Source organism: Paraburkholderia sp. BR10937 (assembly GCF_040965695.1).
Lineage (GTDB): Bacteria > Pseudomonadota > Gammaproteobacteria > Burkholderiales > Burkholderiaceae > Paraburkholderia.
Window position 1 is genome coordinate 1 of record NZ_JBFRCL010000067.1, and the last position, 22,263, is coordinate 22,263.

19 protein-coding genes, 1 tRNA gene and 1 pseudogene are annotated in these 22,263 nt (G+C 62.1%); 7 read left to right on the forward strand and 14 right to left on the reverse strand.

What is annotated here, in order from left to right:
• Positions 1-83: 83 nt before the first annotated feature.
• From AB4Y44_RS35825 to AB4Y44_RS35850, 6 genes are all read right to left on the reverse strand, one after another.
• The gene (locus tag AB4Y44_RS35825) at positions 84-512 is read right to left on the reverse strand and encodes a hypothetical protein (RefSeq protein WP_368702166.1); all 429 of its coding nucleotides are present in this window, start codon (positions 510-512) and stop codon (positions 84-86) included.
• Complete coding sequence (locus AB4Y44_RS35830) at positions 512-1,429, reverse strand: helicase RepA family protein (RefSeq protein ID WP_368702167.1); 918 nt, start codon at positions 1,427-1,429, stop codon at positions 512-514. The genes AB4Y44_RS35825 and AB4Y44_RS35830 overlap by 1 nt, the downstream gene beginning before the upstream one ends.
• Entirely contained in the window at positions 1,426-1,620 is a 195-nt protein-coding gene (locus tag AB4Y44_RS35835) for a helix-turn-helix transcriptional regulator (RefSeq protein WP_368702168.1), read from the reverse strand. The genes AB4Y44_RS35830 and AB4Y44_RS35835 overlap by 4 nt, the downstream gene beginning before the upstream one ends.
• 1,575 nt (positions 1,621-3,195) lie before the next feature.
• Positions 3,196-5,019 carry an Hsp70 family protein gene (locus AB4Y44_RS35840; protein ID WP_368702169.1) on the reverse strand — a complete coding sequence of 608 codons (1,824 nt, stop codon included), beginning with the start codon at positions 5,017-5,019 and terminating at the stop codon, positions 3,196-3,198.
• Positions 5,019-6,512 carry a hypothetical protein gene (locus AB4Y44_RS35845; RefSeq protein ID WP_368702170.1) on the reverse strand — a complete coding sequence of 498 codons (1,494 nt, stop codon included), beginning with the start codon at positions 6,510-6,512 and terminating at the stop codon, positions 5,019-5,021. Before AB4Y44_RS35845 ends, AB4Y44_RS35840 begins: the two co-directional genes overlap by 1 nt.
• The gene (locus AB4Y44_RS35850; RefSeq protein WP_368702171.1) at positions 6,509-7,645 is read right to left on the reverse strand and encodes a hypothetical protein; all 1,137 of its coding nucleotides are present in this window, start codon (positions 7,643-7,645) and stop codon (positions 6,509-6,511) included. The genes AB4Y44_RS35845 and AB4Y44_RS35850 overlap by 4 nt, the downstream gene beginning before the upstream one ends.
• Before the next feature lie 525 nt (positions 7,646-8,170).
• Here AB4Y44_RS35850 and AB4Y44_RS35855 point away from each other — a divergent pair.
• Positions 8,171-9,310: a patatin-like phospholipase family protein gene (locus tag AB4Y44_RS35855; RefSeq protein WP_368702172.1), complete on the forward strand. Its 1,140-nt coding sequence runs from the start codon at positions 8,171-8,173 to the stop codon at positions 9,308-9,310.
• A gap of 21 nt (positions 9,311-9,331) precedes the next feature.
• On the forward strand, positions 9,332-10,333 hold the full coding sequence (locus tag AB4Y44_RS35860) for a ComEC/Rec2 family competence protein (RefSeq protein ID WP_368702173.1): 1,002 nt from the start codon (positions 9,332-9,334) through the stop codon (positions 10,331-10,333).
• 303 nt (positions 10,334-10,636) lie between these two features.
• On the opposite strand, the gene AB4Y44_RS35865 is transcribed toward AB4Y44_RS35860, so the two are convergent.
• The 6 genes from AB4Y44_RS35865 to AB4Y44_RS35890 all read right to left on the reverse strand — a co-directional run bounded on the left by AB4Y44_RS35865 (position 10,637) and on the right by AB4Y44_RS35890 (position 15,370).
• Entirely contained in the window at positions 10,637-11,323 is a 687-nt protein-coding gene (locus tag AB4Y44_RS35865; protein ID WP_368702174.1) for a hypothetical protein, read from the reverse strand.
• Positions 11,324-11,445: 122 nt separating this feature from the next.
• Positions 11,446-11,694 (reverse strand): hypothetical protein, encoded by a 249-nt coding sequence (locus AB4Y44_RS35870; RefSeq protein ID WP_368702175.1) that lies wholly within the window; start codon positions 11,692-11,694, stop codon positions 11,446-11,448.
• 529 nt (positions 11,695-12,223) lie between these two features.
• Entirely contained in the window at positions 12,224-12,520 is a 297-nt protein-coding gene (locus AB4Y44_RS35875; protein WP_368702176.1) for a hypothetical protein, read from the reverse strand.
• Complete coding sequence (locus AB4Y44_RS35880; RefSeq protein WP_368702177.1) at positions 12,517-14,094, reverse strand: tyrosine-type recombinase/integrase; 1,578 nt, start codon at positions 14,092-14,094, stop codon at positions 12,517-12,519. The genes AB4Y44_RS35875 and AB4Y44_RS35880 overlap by 4 nt, the downstream gene beginning before the upstream one ends.
• Before the next feature lie 169 nt (positions 14,095-14,263).
• Positions 14,264-14,340: transfer RNA gene (locus AB4Y44_RS35885), tRNA-Pro, on the reverse strand.
• A 37-nt stretch (positions 14,341-14,377) separates the two neighbouring features.
• Positions 14,378-15,370 (reverse strand): polyprenyl synthetase family protein, encoded by a 993-nt coding sequence (locus AB4Y44_RS35890; protein ID WP_069268503.1) that lies wholly within the window; start codon positions 15,368-15,370, stop codon positions 14,378-14,380.
• Between the two features lie 292 nt (positions 15,371-15,662).
• On the opposite strand from AB4Y44_RS35890, the gene rplU reads away from it, so the two are divergent.
• The 4 genes from rplU to proB all read left to right on the forward strand — a co-directional run bounded on the left by rplU (position 15,663) and on the right by proB (position 18,755).
• Positions 15,663-15,974: a 50S ribosomal protein L21 gene (rplU, locus tag AB4Y44_RS35895; protein ID WP_007180329.1), complete on the forward strand. Its 312-nt coding sequence runs from the start codon at positions 15,663-15,665 to the stop codon at positions 15,972-15,974.
• Positions 15,975-16,000: 26 nt separating this feature from the next.
• On the forward strand, positions 16,001-16,264 hold the full coding sequence (gene rpmA / locus AB4Y44_RS35900; RefSeq protein WP_042270345.1) for a 50S ribosomal protein L27: 264 nt from the start codon (positions 16,001-16,003) through the stop codon (positions 16,262-16,264).
• Between the two features lie 183 nt (positions 16,265-16,447).
• Positions 16,448-17,551, forward strand: a complete 1,104-nt coding sequence (gene cgtA, locus AB4Y44_RS35905; RefSeq protein WP_368702178.1) for an Obg family GTPase CgtA — start codon at positions 16,448-16,450, stop codon at positions 17,549-17,551.
• Between the two features lie 85 nt (positions 17,552-17,636).
• On the forward strand, positions 17,637-18,755 hold the full coding sequence (gene proB, locus AB4Y44_RS35910; RefSeq protein WP_342924461.1) for a glutamate 5-kinase: 1,119 nt from the start codon (positions 17,637-17,639) through the stop codon (positions 18,753-18,755).
• A gap of 97 nt (positions 18,756-18,852) precedes the next feature.
• On the opposite strand, the gene AB4Y44_RS35915 is transcribed toward proB, so the two are convergent.
• On the reverse strand, positions 18,853-19,422 hold the full coding sequence (locus tag AB4Y44_RS35915; RefSeq protein WP_342924462.1) for a CNP1-like family protein: 570 nt from the start codon (positions 19,420-19,422) through the stop codon (positions 18,853-18,855).
• Positions 19,423-19,682: 260 nt separating this feature from the next.
• Positions 19,683-20,231, reverse strand: a pseudogene (locus AB4Y44_RS35920) (RNA pyrophosphohydrolase); the annotation flags it as partial.
• Between the two features lie 265 nt (positions 20,232-20,496).
• Here AB4Y44_RS35920 and AB4Y44_RS35925 point away from each other — a divergent pair.
• Entirely contained in the window at positions 20,497-22,233 is a 1,737-nt protein-coding gene (locus tag AB4Y44_RS35925) for a proline--tRNA ligase (protein ID WP_368702179.1), read from the forward strand.
• The last annotated feature ends 30 nt before the right edge of the window (positions 22,234-22,263 follow it).

Here is a 22,263-nt window from a genome sequence, read left to right on the forward strand (position 1 = left end):
GGCGTGTGGCTGACAAGCTGCACACGCCTACCAGTCCGCCGAATCCCGCTACCTGACCGGTGGCTCCAGTTCACCATCATGCCTCACGCGCACGCGCCTAGACAAACGGCCCAGCTGAGCCGCTTACCCTCAGCCGTTCGTCCGCAGCGTTGCGCCAGCTCTGCGTAGCTGACACTCAGCGTCGCGAGAGCAGGCGGATGTTCCCGGTGAAATGCGGTAAGAGGCTGCGCGTCGGGTTCGCGATAGAGCTCCGTTTCAATGAGGGCCCAGTCGGCAATTTTTTGCTGAGCCTGGCCGTACTGTTCTTCTGCCAATTCCAGCAGTACGAGCAGCAGCGTCTGCTCGGGAATTCCAAGGTGGTCGGGGCCGCGCAGACGCCAAACGACACCGCCGAAAGCACATTTGACATCCAGCTTTGGCCGCTTGCCATTGCCTACGGAGCCGAACAGTCCCGTACTCGGCAGCATCGGGTCGTACCGCACGATGCGCTTGTCCTGTACACGCAGCGTCATCACTTTGTCCCCGACGTGCGTGCCGCTCGTGGTGCCGACGACTGCTTCGGTGTACCTGCGGGCGGCCAGAGCGTCATGGCGCCAGAGTGCTGAGCTTTGCGCAGCACAACCGTCTCGAAAGAACCAACGTAGTTGGTTTTGGGGGTGTCCAGCCGCACATACTGACGGAGTTCGGATTTGGGGATGCGGAACTCGCTGGCTAACAACTCCGACACGGGGGAAAGGTTTGCCTGCCAGCGTACTCCATCCGTCAGAGCTGTACAGCCTCGGGAAGCGTAGGCATGCTCCCCGCCGCCGGTTGTCATGGACATGCGGTTGGCGTGGTGGGCGATAAGGACTGCGGCGCCGGTATCATGCGCGAGCCGTTCGAACTTGTTGACGATGGCAGTCATCGTCGCCGTATCGTTCTCGTCGCCGTCGTGAAAGCGTCGCAGAGGGTCAAAAACGACGAGGCGCGCACCTTTGCACAGCGCAACCAGGTGACCGTATTCCTCCTTGCCGTCGCCGAAGTGGACCAACGACCCATGCCCGCTCAGCGGATAGATGTCCAGGTTGCCCTCCAAATGCGCGAGGAGGTCTTGCAGCTTCTCGTGGCTCGGCAACGCCATGGACTGCTTCAGCTGTTCGGCGACACCATGCAGCCGGTGATGTACGACGCCTGCGGGCTCTTCGGCGAGCAACAGCACCACCTTGCCGGGCGCAGGATTGGAACCCGTGAGGGCTCCGCCAAGAATCGGCAGCCCGGCAGCAATCGCACAGCCGATTTGCGTCAGTAGCATGGTTTTGCCCACGCCACCCGGGGCAATCAGTGCGCCCACGGTACCCGCCAGCAACCCCGGCAGGACGTGGTCCAACGCAGGTGGCGGAGTCGTCAGGATGTGTCGGATATTGAGTTTCAGGGCGGCGAGGGGGCTCATTGGCCACCTCCGACCACGAATCCGGCAAGCCACGCCTCGACATCGGCCCGGCGCCAGCGCAGCAGGCGTGTGCCGGGGATATTTACCCTTGGTGGTACCGCCATGGGGTTGCGCCTCAAATCTTTCTTAATCGTCTCCGGGCTGCGTCCGAGCAGTTCCGCTAGTTCGTGTAGGTCCAGCAAATTCGACATGAATACGCTCCAAAAAGCTAGGTTCTCCGGAGCATGAGGGGCCGAAAACGCCGTCTCCATGTCCGGTTGCCAGCACGTGGCTCTACGTGTATTCACGCGACTTAAACGCCCCGATTCGGGGGTAAACGCAGACTGCGGCCGCCAATGGCAGGCAACGGATTCCCAGTACTTGCCATTGTTCGCCTCACACCTGCTTTACCTTTAGGAGACTGTCGTTTCGTGGCAAACAGGAGACCTCGCCGCATCGGGCGGCATCCAGATGCGTTTTGGCATCCTGGCACGAGAAGGTCGTCGGTCGCCGGCACAGGTCGTGTCGGGCGACGCGTCCAGCGTTCGTGACGATGACGAGCTGTCCGATGCTGTCGCGTTGACCTTGGTCCAGTTGCGTGAGCGAATGAATCCCTTTAATTGAATTTGGTCGTTCGTAAGATTCGCCGGCATCAAGCGCACAGAATCCCGGCATCACATGAACGCGGCCAAAGCGGGAACTCCTTGTCGGGTAAGGCTTGGCGGCTTGTCGAGAGGGGTTGTTCTACCAGATATAATAAGCTCTACTATCTATAGAGGGGTTGTTCTATCGAAACGATAACCTCGGTGGGCAAACGGTGTGGCCTGCATAGCGGGGCTCCGCGCCGGCCGTGCATGGCGGGAATACGTCGTGCCCTGGATTCCAGAACATTGGAACGACGCGAGCCATCGAGAAATACGTGGCCCGGGAGCGTTCATATGATGCCCCCGGCATCAAGCGCACGATATCGCGGCATCACGTGAACGCGACGAATGCGGGAATCCCTTGTCTGGTAAGGATTAGCGGCCTGTCGAGAGGGGCTGTTCTATCTTTCTCTAGAAAGATAGCCTTAACAAGGTAAAGTGTGGCTGGTGGGACTTTTCCGTTCCCAGCCAGCCACACCAAGCGGTGCCGGGCACCGCACTATGGCACGCAGGCGGCGTGCTGGACCACGCCCAGGAAGCGGTTCTTGGGTGGCGAAGCCCTGGCAAATATCCAGATACGTCCCGACTGCACTCTTCCCCATCCGTTTGACTGGCAATGTCATTGCCATAGGGAGAACGTTTGATTCTGAAAATGCAAGCGTTCTTGTTGTTCATGGGCGCTCATCGGCAAGAGAGGGGGGGATGCGCTATGCCAGGTCGCCGCGCGTTGGACCACCTCGGGGCAAAGTGCTTACGCTGCTCAAAGTGTGTTAATCATAGCCCGCTCCGGGAAACCGGCCCTTGAACTGGGCGACCAGCTGGTTCGCATGATTCAGGCGAGATGGACTACGACCTGCGACTGACCCTTCTGGGCAGCACGGCGAAGCCACGCCGCAACGGTGGACGCGTCGTGCTGGTTGCTGGTCCCCCCTTCTGCGCGGCGAACATGTTGCACCATTGACGGATACGCCTCGACGATTGCGCAACAACCCGGCGGAATATTCCATCCGTAAAACGGCCAGAGGTGCACCCTATCGCCAATTTGCCAGTGCAGATAGAGCAGCAACTCGTTGTGACGCTGCGGCTGGCAGCGCCACTGTGGTGGTCCGATTGCTTGCGCAATGCTCTGGCAGGAATGGATGTCTAGGCCTTTCCTTGCCTGGGGGGGAGCGTTTCCGCTGTTGCCCGGGCACGAAGAGCTGCGCATTCGCAGTACACCTTGCGACAGGCGGAACAGGGCTGGTAGATGGTTTTCTCGAAGTCCTGCTCGCGCGGTGGCGAATTCCTCAAATCAAAATAGTGGGGATTTGTTTTATAAAGTATTTCGCCCGGCACAGACCTGAGGTCGTTAGCACGCGTGGCGATGTTTGAGCGGACCTGAACTGCACCGATTTCGTGCTTGCTGCTTGCTGCAGGCTCGTCCTCATCGAGCTTCTGTGTCCCGTCAGCGCCTGGCTCTGAACCAACATGAAGGCCGAATTCGAGGTTGTGCAACTCGAGGGAATCCGATTTTCCGGCAATCGTTGAACTGGCGGTTGCAGAGAGGACCAGATTCTCATCAATCGCGACGTCCAGCAGCAGGCGTTCGAGCAGCGGGGGCTTGCTCGTGTCCACGTCGACCGCCAGCAGACCAAGCAGACTTCGCTCGTCGGTGGCCTGCACATTGCGCCCGGTTCGCCTCGGCGCAGCCAGCTGGAATTTGGCGATGCCGTCTGTCGGGTCACAGCAGTACAGGGTAAGCGGTTCAGGCAGTTGCTGAACCTCGCCCTCGCGAGGCATGAGTGTGCCAGCCCGGATGACGGGAAAGTGCGCGGACCTCGATACCACCACTTCGACATTCTTGGCGAGCATCAGGCGGGCACGGTCGTGGGCAATCCAGGCCGCGCCCTCGGAAATAATCGTATTGCCGCGCTCGGAGATTCGGACGCGGCGTGCCCCGAAGATTTCGTGCAGGCGTTCCTGAATCAAGGGCATGTTCACCATGCCCCCCGTTGCCAGGCACATTTCAATGCTTGACGGCTCGACGCGTGCCTCACGCAACATCGCTTCGATGCGCGAAATCGCATGAGAGACCTTGGGCGAAACGATATCTTCCAGTTCCTCGCGGGTAAGACGGTACTCAAGGTCGACGTCGCCAGCTTCCGAGTGGAAATAGTCCAGGACGAGTACGGAATAGACGTCCTTGGAGGAGAGCGCAATCTTGGCCCGCTCGGCCTCCTCCCTCAGTCGTGCGACGGCACCGACCTGCCGGCGCATCTCGCTGGTGATGCCGCGCCTGGCCAGTGCCCGTCGCTCAATTTCGTTGACGAGCATATCGTCAATGACGTCGCCACCGACGTCACTGCAGCCGTCGTTCACGACCTGGACCAGCATGCCGTCCGTGACCCGACACAGCGTCAGGTCGAGCGTTCCGCCGCCCCAGTCGAACACTAGGACCAGTTCCCGGTTCAAGCGGTTGAATTCCGCTGCGAAATCCGGGAGCCCGCGCAGATGACCATAGAGCGCTGCCAGCGGCTCGTGAACGAACTGGTAGATGCTCAATCCGGCCATCCGGCATGCTTCGCGCAGTTCGCGCCGCCGCGCACCGTTCATGTCAACGGGAATGGTGACGACCGCGCGGGAGAAGTCTTCGCCGCTGCGTTTGGCAATCCGGTCAGCGCGCGCGTGCGCCATGACGTGCGAGACGACGTCGCGCACCACAACCTTCGGGCTATGGCGGTTTCCGTCAATCATGACGCTACTTTGTCCGAGCATCGTCTTCGGCGATTTCACGGTGTTGCCGACGACACCGGTGGTCGCGCTGGCCAGCTGCTTCTTCGCCTCGCGCCCGACCACAATCTCGCCGCCCCGATATGACACGACCGAAGGGTGAGGGAAACCCTCGTCCAAAATCGGGATACAGCGGTCCCCCGATATGATGGACATGACGCTGTTCGTCGTGCCGAAATCAAAACCCACAATCCCCATCAGGCCTCCTCCAGTTTCTTGTTGGCGCTCTTCAGCGCGTCCATTACCGAATCCACCTTGTCACGGGCGCTGTCAACTTTCGGGAATTCCCGCTTGAGGGCGGCCGACACGACGTCCAGCTGCGCAATCGCGTCCCGGATGGCTCGCAGGGACATTGCCCTGACTTCCTCAAGGTCCGCCTGCCCGTGCGTCTGGGCCACGCCGACGGCCTTGTCGGCTGCGGCGCGCGCGGTACGCTCCGCCTCCAGCTGGCGCTCGAGCATTGCCGCGCGCTCAGTCATTCCCCTTAACTGTTCCTCGGCAGCCGTCACCTGGGACTGCAATGCTTCCGCTTGCCGGACCGCGTCTGCCAGCCTGTTCAGCCCTTCCGCCTGCTGGCGGGCCGACCATTCCAGAACGTACGCCAGGCGTTCGTCTTCCTTCTCAGGAAGCGTGGCTATCGCCTCGAACAGCTCGGACTCCAGCGACTGTGGTCGCTCGCGAAGGGCAAAGACCGTTGCGCGAAGGGAGCGCATCATTTCGGCGAAGCTCGTCTGACCGTGGTGCATGCGCCAGATGGCGGAGCAGAGCAGGGCATTCCGTCGGCTGCGGCTGGCCGCCGCCTTCGCTCCCGGCGTTCTCTCCTTGCCGCCTTTGGGCTCCCGTCCACCACTGGCACGGTCATCCGTGGTGACGGCGGAGCGGGCAGGGTCGTCATGTTCAGGGGAGGTCCCGGACTGTTGGATGTCCGGCGGGAGTTGCTCTGGAACACTCAGCGATTGGAGCAGGCGCCAAGCATCCTCCAGGCTGCTTTCGTCTTCGAACCCCGGGAACAGCATGGTCTTCATCCCCGTGGCCCGGACCGCAGGATTGAGCACGACGCATTCGACGCAGAACTCCATCAGCAACTGGCTCAACGTCCTGTATGCGCGGTTTTCCCTGCCGAGCAGCATGAGCTTTCGCGTCTTTTCCAGAGTCGGGTCGGTTTCCTGGGCCCGCCGCAACAATTGCCCCCGGACTGCTGGCTCGATGGCGGATGCGCCCATCAGGCGCCTGGCTGTCGCGCTTGAGAGGCTCTTTGCCTTGCCGGCGACAAACGCGTCGATGAACTCCGCCAGGTTCTGTGGCTCGACGCGCCTGTCACTCTTGCTGGCGGAGGTTGACGTTTCCACGGTTGCGGCTTCATTGGCGCCGCCCGCGTCGCGCGGGCCCAAACTCCCGAAGCTCTGGACGGCCAGTTGTTCCTCACGACGGTTCACTGACGTGCTTGCCTCCGCGCCAGCCGAAGCCTGTGACGCATGCACGGACTCCTTGTGGGTCCCTTCGGCGACCGCCCGAACGGCGTCGCCGTCCGGATTTTCGACGGGCCGGTGGTCGGGCTGTTCGACAGTTGTATCGTCCGCCCGGGTGGACTCACCTGCGATGCCGGGAGACGGCGTGCCTCCGCCAGGACTGCCTGGATGGCCGTGATTCGGGTCTCGGGTACCCTCTTGATTTGGGTAGGACTTGTTCATGCTGGTGACTCTTTCTCACTGGATATAAGGCGTTCGGCCAGCCGGCTGAAAACCGGGTCGTGGCGGAACTCCCGGGCGACCTTGCCCGCTTGCGCGGCATCGCCCTCTGATTCATGGATAGCGGCCAGGAGCACCTTCGCCTTGATGCGGTCTTCGGGAAGCCAGTCGTCCTGCTGGCTGCGCTTGGCAATCTGTTTGGCGTGGCCGCTCAGGCGGTCGGGCGGCATATCCATCCAGGCCAGTATTTCGTCTGTCGCACTGTCAAGCAGCACGCGGGCGTTTGGTGTAGTCGGGCTGTCCGCCCGGTCTACGGCCACCATGCGAGCGTTTGTCCTGACCGAGTCAAACCAGCGCATGGCACTTCGCAGACGCGGAACCGGAGCGAGGCGCTCGTTCCGCGAAAAGGCGTTCGACTGGAAACTGACAATGCCTGCCACGACAGCGGCGAGGGGGCGGTCAATTTCCGATAACGTCTGACCTGCCTCGTTCAGGCGTGCGCGGCCCTGCTCCTGCGAAAGTGTGGTTTCGCCCCGCTGGTCCTTGGCGAGGATGCCATACAGGTAGGCGGCCAGGCCATCGACATAGCGGCGCGCCGTGCGAGCGTCCGACGCCGCGCGGATAAACGCGCTGATGCTGGCGACCGAGACGACCCCGGGCGAGTACAGGCGAGCGAACTCCTGCTCGACCAGCGACGCGTGCGAATCTGACGCGATTTCGATTGAAATTTCGTAGCTGACCGTGATTTTCCCTTCGGCACCGGTCAACTCCACTTTAAAGAATCCCGACCGGGCTTCTGCAAGACGCTGTGCCAGCATCCTTGCCGTCACTGTCTTGCCGTCCAGGCGACAGGTCGCGGCATTCACGGGTCTTATCTGCTCGGGGCTGAGCGCCGTGGTGACGACAAACCGGGGCGTATTGACCTCATGTGCCCCAAGGACAAGCAGCGGGCGCTGGTAGGGATGCGCCTCGAACCGGTGCTGGAAGCGGTCCTCGTATGAAGGGAAGCTCTCGCGGCATACCGGACACATGAACACGTGCGGGCGGTCCAGCACGGGCCTGGGCCACTCCGGTATCACCATTGACGAGCCGCCCTGACCGGGGTCGATGTGGTCGTAGTAGGGAAGGAAGGGCATACGAAGGTCCGCTCTCCGCGCTGTTCTTTACTGTTATCTGTGCTTGCTGGGGACGGACAGACACCTACCGGCGCGCAAGCACCCGCATTTCGAAACTTCTGTTACGTATCCGTTTCGATGCGGCTGATGCCATTTTTTGTATCCACCGCTAACCCCGCGCGAAATCGTATCACGCGTATGCGGCGCAAACGGCCGCCGATGCGTGCCGGCTGCGCGGTCCGCGCCGCTGAACGAGGTGTGCACCACGTGCTTCGCGGAGGCCGTGGCTTGCGCGGCAGCGAACGGGCGCCGTCTGATTTGTTGATGCACAGCAGGGATGGAGCTTCCTTTCCGGGGCGCACGGTGCCGCCTATATATTTTCAGCGCGGGTCGTCGGCTCCGCAAAAGTCATCGGGAACCTTTCAGGCGATGCCGCACCTCAAGGTCAAACATGATGTTGTGTTTTGCGTCACAATTAACACAAGATATGGTATGGTGGGTGCGGTGCGCGATAGGTACCGCCGATTCATCTACGGACGTAAAGGCATGGTCAAGCGAATTGGGCTGGCGCTCTCGGGCGGCGGGGTGAGGGCGATGATATTTCACGCGGGCGTGCTGCAGTGGCTCGCGCAAAGCGCATTGCTCGAGCAGGTTGTTGCCATCTCATCGGTGTCCGGTGGAAGTCTGTTTACCGGGCTGGTTTACCGGTTCAACGGCTGGAAGTGGCCGACTTCGCATCGGTACCTCACCCATGTGCTTCCGCATCTGCGCGAATTGCTGACCACGGTTTGCCTGGAACGCGAAGCGCGACGTCTTCTGCTGGGCCGGCCGGCAAACTGGCGGTACCTCTTCTCGCGGGCCAATGTACTCGCCGATGCAATCAACCGGACGTGGGGCGTCGACATCACCGTAGACGCCCTGGATTCGGCGTGCGACTGGTCCATCAATGGGACGACGGCCGAAACGGGGCGCCGGTTTCGCTTCAAGCGGGGGCGCTGCGGCGACTACCTGACCGGCTACGCATCGGCCAGCGCATTTCCGCTTGCAGCGGCGATGGCGGCATCGGCTGCCTACCCGCTTCTCATCGGACCACTTCGCCTCGACGCAACGCAGTTTCAATGGTTCAGGCGGCCGGACTGGGGTGGCTCCGAGCAGGATGAGACACCTGTTGCTCCCGCACATCGGACCCTGCACATCATCGATGGCGGGGTCTATGACAACCTCGGGATGGAGCCGCTCTTTGACACCGGGACACGGACGCTGAAATCCGGAATCGACTTCCTTGTGGTGTCCGACGCCGGTGCACCGTTTCGTCGTCGCTCGCTTCAGGCGCAATGGAATCCAGCGCGCGTTGCACGCATCCTCGAAATATCGATGGACCAGTCCCGGGCCTTGAGGGTGCGGCCGTATGTCAATGCCATCATCGATAGTCCGACGCTCGGACGTTATTACCAAATCGGCTCGAACCCGGAGGAATCACTTTCGAGACTGGGCGGCGGGGACCGGCAAGCAGCGCCTACCGAGGCCTGGTTATCCGATTTGCAGGTGAAGGGGGCGGCAGGGTGGGCGACCGACCTGAAAAAAGTTAAGCCGGAAGTATTTGACTTGATTGCCCGACACGGATTTGAGACGGCCGAGTGGAATGAAATCCTGTTTTCCGAAAAGGCGTCGGCATCATTGAACTAACGCAATTTGATGGGGGGCTTCGTGAGCGTTAATCCTTTTGTGGACCGGGTGCGAGATTCGGTCGGACTTAAATCTGTCAAGACCCGTTTCCGTGCATACCAGCTCGGAGAGGCAGGCTCTTCCTACTCGTACTTCGCTGACGGGCACTTCACGCTTATCGAGGCTCGACGGACGGAGGCCTATAGTCACAAGACGCTGACGCACGAGCTGGCAATCTGCGGAAAACAGACAATCGACGTGCTTCATATCACGAGCTGGGACATTGACCATTGCAATCCCGGTGACCTGGAATGGATTCTCCAACATTTGAAACCGGCCAAGATTGAATATCCTGGCTATGAGCCGCACACCGACAGTGCACGGGAAAGCTTGAAGCTTATTCGGGATTACCGGCGTAACGCGTTGACGACCAGGCAGTCCGTATCGGCTATCCGGGTTGACCCTGACTATATCAATTCTCTCGATAAAAGTCAGAACCTTGGGTATCAGAATATCCTCTATCATCCAAAGAAGATTTATGAGAATAATTCAAACAATAATTCTACAGTGAAGCTTTTCCGGACCGGTTCGTTCAATGTGGCGAGCCTCGGAGACATTGAGGACAGTACGATAGGTGCCTATCTTCGCGCCTGCCGCATTTTCTGTCGTGAAGTGGATATACTGGTTTTACCGCACCATGGCGCGCCCAGCAAAATCACCACCCAGAAGTTTCTGGAGGAGGTGCGGCCGACCGTTGCGATTTGCACTTCAAATTACGACAACCAATACTCTCATCCGTGTCAGGAAATCCGCGACATTCTTTACGAGCTTGATATTCCTATTTTTACAACCAAGACCGGAGATGTAGTGATTGAGTCGGTTGGAAAACTGCATAACACAAAATATCACCTGACCAATCTCAATGCGAATTCCCAGAAGGTGTCGTCGGAATACGATTTCAATGCCAAGAAAGCCAGGCTGCTCAGCCAGAATGCCGACACGCTCCGTAATATCTACAAGCCCGGATTTAAGGGGCTGCGGTAGGTTGGAGCGCCTCTGATGGAGCGCGATGGGCGCGCGCACGGCTTCCCTGGTGTGCCCAGACGCACGATGCGAATGCCGGTCGCAGGGATGAAGCAGGACATGACAACAATGTCGCCGCCACGTTGGCGGACGCCCGATATCGGATGGAGACGCGAATGCGACAGGTCAATCAGAAAACCTGCTACACCTACAAACTCTTTCGCGTGAAGACCGGGGACGGCATGAGCACGACCGTGTCAGTTGACCCTGTACTGGTGGCGGCGGCCGTGAGAGCGCTGGGCGACACCGTCACGGTCGCCCGGCTCATACGCGAGGCGAGTGTTCAATACCAGAAGGTGGTTCACAATTGCAGCCGTTCGCGCTTCGTTCAGCGTCAACTGCTCTTTCAGATTCAGACCGCGCCAGGTGCTTCGTCTGTCTACGCAGTGCCGCCTCGCTAGCGGGCAGGGCGAGGTTAAAGGTCTCAGCTACGCGGATGAGCAAGTCATCGACGGCGGCCTCTTCGCCATCCGGCCGCTCGTGACTCTGGGCCGTCAACGATGCGAGCCACAGGGCCTCCTCGACCTCGCCGTCGTAGCCGTACACGCGCACAACCGTTTCGTTTCTGAACGCCCACACAACGACGAGCCGCCCGCGAAGGAGAGGCCTCGCTTCAATGACCGCGCGTTCGGCGAGCGCGACCCGATTGCCCGCCAGCACAAGGACGGCGGCGCTGCCGCCTACCGGCGTCGCCTGCACCATCGCGCCGGGTCGCTCATCGGACACGTCGATATCGTTCGCATCGGTGTGGGGCAGCGCAATGACCACGCACCGTTCATCATCGTCGCCGGCGGGGTCTCCGAGGAGCAGCGCAACTGACACGACATAGGAGGTGGCCGCATCACGCCGGGCGGCATGGTGGCGGATTCCCGCGAGCAGGCGGGCGTCGACGGCGTCTGCGCGCAATCGCGATTCGATGGCCGGCATGGACCGGTTCATGACGTTATTCATGACTATCGTGATTGAAGAGATTAATCAATTTAAGTGCCGTGACTAAATTAGTGTGATTCTCGTTGGTTTGATTTCACTGTGGATGGTGTTGTTGTCTTCATTGGTCGGTGAGGATGCCCAGGTTAGTAAATATAAAACGACTTATTGAATTCATCATTGCTCATGACGATGGCATTGTCGGGGCGGATGGGCGAATCGAGTGTTGCGATAAGGGTATCGTAGAGTGCGGTCATCATATTCTCCGGCAACGCAAGAAAATCCATTTCGGGCGCCGGGTCGTCGCCATCTACCCCTCGGCTGATTTGCCAGGCGTGGCAATCCCAGTTGCCATCTTTCAATAGCGAGAGCACACCGCCATAGGAGTAGGGCACGGGGCATCCGGGAGATGGACGCGAACACGAAATCCCAACTGGGATACACGGGGGCGTTGGGTTGCGGGAAAACACGCGGCAGTAATTTCAAAAGACGGTGATTTGCATTTTTCCATGATTTTCGGGATTCCGGCTCGGACGGCGGAATAATACAGGGAAAATGCATACCCGCAAGAGGCTGGGCTGATTTATTTCGGTATGCCTCTTGGCGTAGATGTGTTCGGATTTTATTAATCCGATATTTTATGAAATATGCGGATATATCCGAAAATCGACCGGCGCGTTTTTCGGGAAGATTAAACGCCTCGATGCGAGGACCATTTTCCAGGGGCGCGCAACGCGGCGCGGGTGCCGCCCCGTCGCGAGGACGCCCCGAGCAGTTTCCGCGCGGAAACTGTTCCGGGGGATGACGGAGTTGGCTTCAAGTTTCCGCGCGGAAACTCCCCCAAACTATCTGGCCCTAATAATGGGTCACTGGAGAGAGCGGGCGGGTTCGCTCACGCGCCCGCCCTCGGGGGGGCGGGCGACGTTATCGGGAAGCGGAACAGCTTCCCGGTTGGCCGTTTGGCACGCCGTCGCGAAGCTGGCGGACCCACCCCAGGGTGTCATCGAGCTGGAAATCGGCGAGATACGGCGCGTGCCCGACCAGCGCCTGCAGGATGAGGCCGCAGCGCACCTCCGTCGAGGACCCGAGGTTCGTGACGCCGTCAATGCCCTGCCGGCCCGCCTCATCGAGCACGCGGCGGCCATCCCTGTTCACAAAATCTTCGAAGCGAAAGCGTTGCAGTGTAGGTCGGCCGGAAAGAGGGAACGTTGAGCCGCTCACGCGGCGCGGCGGCGCAGCGGAATGATATTGCTGGCCGGTGCCGGCGGCACGTCATCGGGGGCGGGCGCGTCGGCCGCAGGCTCGGTCGGCAGCTCATCCGCCGGGGCGTTCGCCAGCTCCGCAAGGGAAATCCTGCCCGCGACCACCCGCCGGCGGCCCTTGTGCACTGGCGCCTCGCGGAACGCGTCGTCGAGCTTGGTGGCGAGCCGGCTCGCGCACAGGTGCGCATAACGCAGCAGCATGCGCACGTCGCGATGACCGCTGAACGCCTGCAGGTCGATAAGCGTGAACTGGCCGGTTTCGGCGACGCGCGAAATCGCTTCGTGGCGCAGGTCGTGGATGTGCAGCTCCGTGATGCCTGCCCTCGCGCAGATGCGCGTCCAGGCATTTTCCAGGTCATCCACACTGAGCGTGAACACGTAGTCGCCGTGACGCGGCAGCGCCTTGAGCATCGCGATGAGCTCGGCGCGCAACGACAGCGTGCGTGAGCGGCCGTTCTTGGTTTCGGGCAGCAGCGCCGTCTGCGCGTCGAGGTCGACGTTGGACCAGATGAGATTGAGCGCTTCTCCCCGCCGTGCTGCCGTCATCAGCTGGAACTGGACGAAAGTCTCAAGCTCGGCCACGTGCGTGAAATCGCGTTCGGCCTCCATGCGGCAGGCTGCGAGCGCCACCTTGAGGTGCGCCTTCTTCTGGTAGACCGTCGGCAGGTCGCCCGCTTCCGTCCGCGCGGTGACCATCAGCTCCTCGATTCGGCGGTCAATCGAGCGCAGGCGGTCTTCCTCACGGGCGGCGGCGAGCAACCGCGCTTCGTCGCCGGTCTTCAGGCGCCGGTCGCGTTCGTTGAAATAGCGGGGGCGGCGTACACCCTCCATCGCATTCTTGGCGACATGCAGGTCCCAGGTCTTGATGGCGACGCGGCAGATGGCGGAGATGAGGTCAAGCTCGCGGTCGACGGTGGCCGGCTTGGCGTCCTCCAGCCGCTCGCGGATGTAGTCCTCGATATCGGTCGTCTTCACCTGGGCGAACGGCAGGTTAATCCAGGCGAGCGCACTTGACCCCCTGCGGACCTTGATACCGGTCGGCGTGCGCAGCTTCACGTTGCGGAGATGCGGATAGATGGCGAGGTTCGCGTCGAGGACCGGCGCCAGGTCCACACGCGGGCGGCCGGCGTCCTCCAGCATCGCATTGAGCTTGTAGGTTTCCATCTCGAACCCCTTGTGGCGGGGACATTCCTCGCGGATGAAGCGCACGATGCAGTCGGCGAAGGTCATCTTGTGGGCGGTCGCATAGTCGATGACCAGGCCGTCGTTGCGTTGGCACGCAATCCGGTTGACCAGCGCTTCGGCTTCCTCGAGCGAGCCGACCGTGCGTTGCAGCTCCGGGTAGCCTTTCTGACGGATGCGGACGAAGTAGGTGTCGTCCGCCCGCTCGATGCGGGGCTTGAACCCCTGACCCCTGAGGTCAGCGACGTACTGTTCGACCTTCTTGGTCTGGTTGTAGGGGAAGCTGCGGTCGAGGTCGGCGCGGTTCTGCACGCGGACGTTGAAGCGGGAGCGGTTGTCGATGCTGGCCATGTGTGGTGTCCTTTGGGGAAAAAGAAACCACGTGTTGCGACCGGTTTTAGCCATCGCCGGCCCGGTATGACGGGCGCGGGTGGCGCAGATTTGGCGCAGAACGGCCGGAAAACAAAAAAGCCGTCCAGGTTAGTGGACGGCTTCTGCCTTGATTTCTCAAGAGAAAATCTGGTCGGGGTGAGAGGATTCGAACCTCCGGCCTCTACGTCCCGAACGTAGCGCTCTACCAGGCTAAGCTACACCCCGAATTTACTGCTGGACTCCACAACCCGCTTCGTCTGTTTCAAGACTGGCGCGTCGTCGAGTAAGAACATAATTCTAGCAGGCTATCTTTGTAAATGGAAGGGGGGAACGCCGAAATCGCATCGGCGGCGGCCTGAGCCTCGGTGCGCGCGCATTGCAGCGTGTGCTCGAGCGCGCCCGAGCGCGTGATTGCCGCGAAGATTTCGTCGAAGCGCGTCGTGCCGCCTTGCTCGATCGCTTCGCGTGCAAGTGCGGCTTCCGCGGCCGTGCCGTGCTCGATCAGCCAGATGAGCGGCAGCGTGGGCTTGCCTTCGCGCAGGTCGTCGCCCGCGTTCTTGCCCATCGATTCAGGCGTGCCCGTGTAGTCGAGCCAGTCGTCCATGATCTGGAATGCCGTGCCGATGCGCCGCCCGTATTCGGCCGCGGCTTCCTCGGTGCGCGCATCCGCCCCCGAAAGCACCGCGCCGAGCTGTGCCGCGGCTTCGAAAAGCTTGGCGGTCTTGTAGCGGATCACCTGCATGTAGCGGTCGGTGTCCACGTCGGCGTCGTGCATGTTCAGCAGCTGCAGGACTTCACCCTCGGAGATGATCGTCGTGGCGGCGGACAGGATTTCCATCACGCGCATCTTGCCGACGCCCACCATCATCTCGAACGAGCGCGAGTACAGGTAATCGCCTACGAGCACGCTGGCGGCGTTGCCGAACAGCGCGTTGGCCGTCTGGCGGCCGCGCCGCAGGTCCGATTCGTCGACGACGTCGTCGTGCAGGAGCGTGGCCGTGTGAATGAACTCGACGACCGCCGCGAGCACATGGCGCTCCGTGCCGTGGTCGCCGAGCGCGCCGGCCACCATCAGCAGGAGCGCCGGACGCAGCCGCTTGCCGCCCGCGCCGATGATGTACTCGGAGATCTGGTTGATCAGCATCACCTCGGACGCCAGGCTCTGCCGGATGACACGATTCACCTGCTCCATGTCACTGGCAATGGGGGCAAGCAGGGTGGCTGCGCTGGGGGATGGGGTGGCGGTGGACGACATGATGGCAAATAGGGGTAGTGCCGCGGATTATAAGGCGAATCGACTACATGCCGGACGCTCCGCTACCGTCCTGCCGATGGCTCCCTCTATTTTCTCGCGGCCCGGACGGGCGCATGGATGCTGGCGCTATGCCGCGCGGATAGCCCTGGAGCCCGTCTGACGGGCCCCAAATCCCGCGCGCGTACGCGCGCAACGGACGTGCACACCTTTTGACCGCGCAGCTAACTCTATGTATAATCTAAGGTTTCGGGCGCGCAGTGTGTCCCGAAATTATTGAAGAGTGAGGTTCTCAATGTACGCGGTCATAAAAACCGGCGGCAAGCAGTACAAGGTTGCCGTTGGCGAAAAACTTAAAGTAGAACAGATACCGGCTGACATTGACGCAGAAATCACGCTCGACCAGGTTCTCGCAGTGGGCGAAGGCGAATCGATTAAGTTCGGTACGCCGCTGGTGAGTGGGGCTTCCGTCAAGGCCACCGTTGTGTCGCAAGGTCGGCATGCCAAAGTGACCATCTTCAAGATGCGTCGCCGGAAGCACTACCAGAAGCATGGCGGCCACCGCCAGAACTACACCGAACTGCGCATCGACGCGATCAACGCGTAAGCGCACGCAGGTAAAGGAGCAAACAAATGGCACACAAAAAGGCAGGCGGGTCGTCACGTAACGGCCGCGACTCAGAGTCGAAACGACTTGGTGTGAAGGTGTACGGCGGCCAGGCCATCCTCGCCGGCGGCATCATCGTTCGCCAGCGCGGCACGCGCATGCACCCGGGCAACAACGTCGGCATCGGCAAGGACCACACGCTCTACGCGCTGGTCGACGGCCATGTCTCGTTCACGACCAAGGGCGCAGCCAACAAGCACACGGTCAACGTCGTCCCGGCAGCGGCCTGAGCTTTAGACCGCTCGCGAGCGGGCTGCACGCGACGCAAGGAAGGCCCCGCGAAGTTTGCGGGGCCTTTTTATTTATCCTCAGTCTTTCGGGGTCGTAACGGGCTTCCGTCGGCTTGCGGTGCGTTGTTGGCCAGTTTCGGCCATGGCGGGCAAAATATCGATATCCACGGGACGGAGTAACTCATGAAGTTCATTGACGAAGCGAAGATCGAAGTCATCGCCGGCGATGGGGGCGATGGCAGCGCGTCGATGCGACGCGAGAAGTTCGTCCCGTTCGGCGGGCCGGACGGCGGTGACGGCGGGCGCGGCGGCAGCGTCTACGCCGTCGGCGACCGCAACATCAACACCCTCATCGACTACCGCTACACGAAGAAGCACCAGGCGCGCAACGGCGAGAACGGCCGCGGCTCCGACTGCTACGGCAAGGGCGGCGACGACATCACGCTGCGTATGCCGGTGGGCACGGTCATCACCGACCAGGACACGGGCGAACTGATCGCCGACCTGACCGAGCACGAGCAGCAGGTGATGGTCGCGAAGGGCGGCGCGGGTGGCCTCGGCAACCTGCATTTCAAGTCGTCCACGAACCGCGCGCCGCGTCAGAAGACCGACGGCAAGCCCGGCGAGCGCCGCATGCTCAAGCTGGAACTGAAGGTGCTGGCCGACGTCGGCCTGCTCGGCATGCCGAACGCGGGCAAGTCCACGTTCATCGCCTCGGTGTCGAACGCGAAGCCCAAGATCGCCGACTACCCGTTCACGACGCTCGCGCCGAATCTGGGCGTGGTGCGTGTGGGGCCGAGCAAGAGCTTCGTGATCGCCGATATTCCGGGCCTGATCGAAGGCGCCGCCGAAGGCGCGGGCCTCGGCCACCAGTTCCTGCGCCATCTGCAGCGCACGAACCTGCTGCTGCATCTGGTCGACCTCGCGCCGTTCGACGAAAGCGTCGATCCGGTTGCCGAAGCGAAGGCGATCGTCGGCGAACTGCGCAAGTACGACGAGACGCTCTATGACAAGCCGCGCTGGCTCGTGCTGAACAAGCTCGACATGGTGCCGGAGGATGAGCGCGCCGCGCGCATTGCGGACTTCGTGAAGCGCTTCGAGTGGGACGGTCCCGTGTTCGAGATTTCCGCGCTCACGGGGCAGGGCTGCGAAAACCTGTGTTACGCGGTGTACGACTACGTCTCCGCGCACTCGGACGCGCGCCGTGCTGCCGAAGCCGAAGACCTCGCCTCGGACGTGCGCTTCCGTGAGCGCAAAGGCGGGAACGCGGAGCAGCCGCAGGAGTAATTCGCCGCACCGGCCGGCGCGCGAGCCGCGCACGCCGCGCCAGGGAAACTTCACGCGTCATCAGTCATTTGGGAGACCGCGCAGCATGCGTTCCGTCATCGCCGATTCGCGGCGTCTGGTAGTGAAAGTCGGTTCGAGCCTCGTCACCAACGACGGTCGCGGGCTCGACCATGCGGCAATCGGCCGCTGGGCCGCGCAGATCGCGGCGCTGCGTGCGCAGGGCAAGGAAGTCGTGCTCGTGAGTTCGGGCGCGATCGCCGAAGGCATGCAACGGCTCGGCTGGACGAAGCGGCCGCGCGAGATCGACGAGCTTCAGGCTGCCGCCGCAGTCGGGCAGATGGGGCTCGCCCAGGTCTACGAGAGCCGCTTTGCCGAGCACGACATCCGCACTGCGCAGATCCTGCTCACGCATGCCGACCTGGCTGACCGCGAACGCTATCTCAATGCGCGTTCCACCTTGCTCACGCTGCTGCGCCTCGGCGTCGTGCCGATCATCAACGAGAACGACACCGTGGTCACCGACGAAATCAAGTTCGGCGACAACGACACGCTCGGCGCGCTCGTTGCGAACCTGATCGAAGGCGATGCGCTCATCATCCTCACCGACCAGAGCGGGCTTTATACGGCCGATCCGCGCAAGGATCCGGGCGCGACGCTCGTGCAGGAAGCCGACGCAGGCAAGCCGGAACTCGAGGCGATGGCGGGCGGCGCGGGCTCGAGCATCGGCCGCGGCGGCATGCTCACCAAGATCCTCGCGGCCAAGCGCGCCGCGCATAGCGGCGCCAACACGGTGATCGCGAGCGGGCGCGAAGCGCAGGTGCTCGTGCGTCTGGCCGCGGGCGAGGCGATCGGCACGCAGCTCATCGCACGTACGGCGCGCATGGCGGCGCGCAAGCAGTGGATGGCCGACCACCTGCAGGTGCGCGGCCACGTCGTGATCGACGACGGCGCGGTGCAGAAGCTCACGGCAGACGGCAAGAGCCTGCTGCCCATCGGCGTGACCGGCGTGCAGGGCGCGTTCGCGCGCGGCGAGGTGATCGCTTGCCTGAACGGCGCGGGCGTGGAAGTGGCGCGCGGGCTCACCAACTACAGCAGCGCGGAAACGAAGCTGATCCAGCGTCATCCGAGCGGCGAGATCGAGGGCATCCTCGGCTATATGCTCGAGCCGGAGCTGATCCACCGCGACAATCTCGTGCTGGTTTGACGGCCGTTCCCGGCCAGCCGCGCATCGCCTCACCAGAAGTCAAAAAAGCCGCTGTGGCCAAAGGCCGCAGCGGCTCTTCCATGCCCTTCAAAGGCAGTTAACGCACCAGCGTCGACTGCGTGCGGCCGTAGCGCAGGTTCTCGATAAGGGTCGACGCCTTCGCGATCGGCATCTTGTTGGCACAGAAGTAGTCCTGATAGAGCCTCGACTGGTACGCGTTGAGCGTGCCGTTCTCGATACGCGACCAGTTGTTCGCGACGGTCTGGTCCCAGCCGTTGTGATCGGCATCGAGGCTCGCGTAGAGGCGCCACTCGTAGGTGTCGCAGCGAATCCCTTCGTAGTTCACGTTACGCGCGCCGCTCGGGCTCGTGATGACGATCGTGTAGCGCACGACGCCATCCGTGCCGACCGTGAGCGATGCGGGGTCGATCGCGAACTTGAGCGGCGAGTTGTTCGAGACGTCGAACGGCAGCAGCGTCGCGCCGGCCTGCGGCAGTGGCGGCAGGCCTTCGAGCTTGTTTTCCTGCCATTCGCCCTTGCGGTCCAGAAGGTAGACGAACGCGCTGTCGTCCTTGTTCGTGGGACCGGAACTGGAGCACGCGGCCAGTCCTGACACAAGCAGCACACCGCCTGCGGCGCATGCCGCAGCAAGAGCAAATCGTTTCAAATTGGTTTTCCTCGAAGCACGGGCGCGCGTTACGAACGAACTGCGCCGCGAATGCGAACCGGCGGGGCCCGACGCGTGATGCGCCGGGCCCCGCCGGTTCGGGCGTTCTTTGCGTTGGCTCAAGCCCCTTGATCCTGCTCGTCCTGCGCAGCCTCGATGATACTCTGCGCCGACGCGCAATCGCTTTCGATCGGCGTACGCGGCGTACGTTCGGCCATGCCTTCCGCTGCGGCCTCATACGGCTCGGCGTGCACCGCGTCTGCGTGCGCCGACGTCACGATGCGCGGGTAGCGCACCTCGTGAGCCTGCACGCCCAGACGCTCCTGACGCGGCGCGGGCCGGCGCAGGAAGCGCGAGAGCTCGGTCAGCGCGAGCTGATAGACGTCGCGCTTGAACTCGATGACCGCTTCGAGCGGCACCCAGTATTCATTCCAGCGCCACGCATCGAACTCGGGATGCTCCGTTGCCCGCAGGCAGATATCGCAGTCGCGCCCGACCATACGCAGCAGAAACCAGATCTGTTTCTGGCCGCGATAATGGCCGCGCACTTCGCGCTTGATGAACTTGTCCGGCACCTCATAACGCAACCAGTCGCGTGTGCGACCGACGATCTTGACGTGCTCCGGATGCAAACCGGTTTCTTCGTGCAACTCCCGAAACATTGCCTGCATGGGGGTTTCACCATACTTGATGCCCCCTTGCGGAAACTGCCAGGAATGTTCGCGAACCCGCTTGCCCCAAAACACCTCGTTCCGCGCGTTCAAGAGGATGATGCCGACGTTCGGGCGAAACCCCTCACGATCCAGCATACAACCACCTTCGAATCCTTTAAAATTGCTTTGATTATAAACAGATAACGGCCCTCACGCACCCGCCGTCCGTGACCCGCCGTCCGGAAAGTCGAGCGAATGGCCGCGGCCGCGCAAAACCGTCTCGGGGCGCGATCGGTCTGGCATCTGGCCCGCGTCATCGGCGCGGCACGCGGCACGTTGTCATAATGGCGGGTTCGTGAACTCCTCCGTTGGTCACTTCTTCGGGCGGTCTGCACCGGGCCGCCGCTTTTGGATAATTTGAATGAAAGCCTCCCGTTTCTTTATCGGCACCCTGAAGGAAGCGCCCGCTGACGCGGAAATCGTCAGCCACAAGCTGATGGTTCGCGCGGGCATGATCCGTCGCATCGCTGGCGGCATTTACAACTATCTGCCGATTGGCCTGCGTTCGATCCGCAAGGTCGAGCAGATCGTGCGCGAAGAAATGAACCGCGCCGGCGCCATCGAACTGCTCATGCCGGCCGTGCAGCCGGCCGAGCTGTGGCAGGAATCGGGGCGCTGGGAACAATACGGGCCGGAACTGCTGCGCTTCAAGGATCGCAAGCAGAGCGACTTCGTGATGGGCCCGACGCACGAAGAGGTCGTCACCGACATCGCGCGCGGCCAGATCAAGAGCTATCGCCAGCTGCCGGTGAACTTCTATCAGGTGCAGACGAAGTTCCGCGACGAAATCCGTCCCCGTTTCGGCGTGATGCGCGGGCGCGAATTCATCATGAAGGACGCGTACTCGTTCGATAAGGACGTCGAAGGTCTCAAGCTCTCGTACCAGAAGATGTACGACGCTTACGTGCGCATCTTTACGCGTCTCGGCCTGCAGTTCCGCGCAGTCGCGGCCGACAACGGCTCGATCGGCGGCAGCGGCTCGCACGAATTCCACGTGATCGCGGAAACGGGCGAGGACGACATCGCCTACTGCCCGAGCTCGGACTTCGCGGCCAACGTCGAAGCCGCCGAAGCGCTGCCGCTCATCGCTCAGCGCGGCGCGCCCACCCAGGTGCTCACGAAAACGCCCACGCCGGGCGCGGCCAAGTGCGAGGCCGTCGCCGAGCTGCTCGGCATCCCGCTCGAAAGCACCATCAAGTCGATCATCCTCGCGACGGACAACGAAGGCGCCGAGCCCACGATCTGGCTGCTGATGCTGCGCGGCGATCACGATCTGAACGAGATCAAGGTCGGCAAGCTCGAAGGCCTGAGCGGCTTCCGCTTCGCGACCGAAGCGGAAATCGTCGAATGGTTCGGCACGCCGCCGGGCTACCTCGGTCCGCTGGGCACGAAGAAGCCGGTCAAGGTGATCGCCGATCGCACGGTCGCGAACATGAGCGATTTCGTGGTCGGCACGAACGAAGTCGATTTCCACACCACGGGCGTGAACTGGGGCCGCGACCTGCCCGAGCCGGTCGTCGCCGACATCCGCAACGTGAAGAAGGGCGATCCCTCGCCGGACGGCAATGGTGTGATCGATATCTGCCGCGGCATCGAAGTGGGCCACGTGTTCCAGCTCGGCACGAAGTACTCGGAAGCGATGAACGCCACGTTCCTCGCCGAGAACGGCAAGCCTGCGCCGATGCAAATGGGCTGCTACGGCATTGGCGTCACGCGTATCCTCGGTGCAGCCATCGAGCAGAACTTCGACGAGAAGGGCATCATCTGGCCTGAGTCGATCGCGCCTTTCCAGGTCGTCGTGTGTCCGATGGGCATGGACCGCAGCGAGCTCGTGCGCGAGCACGCCGAGCGCGTCTACAACGAACTGCTCGAAGCGGGCGTGGACGTGATTCTCGACGACCGCGGCGAGCGCCCGGGCGTGATGTTCGCCGACTGGGAGCTGATCGGCGTGCCGCATCGTCTCGTGATCGGCGAGCGCGGCCTGAAGGACGGCAAGATCGAGTACCAGGGCCGCCGCGATACCGAAGCGACGCTGCTGGCAGCCGATGAGGCCGCGCAGACGGTGGCGCAGAAGATCCGCGCGGCACTCGCGGTTTAACGACGATCCATCCCGGTTAAAGGAGCGCTG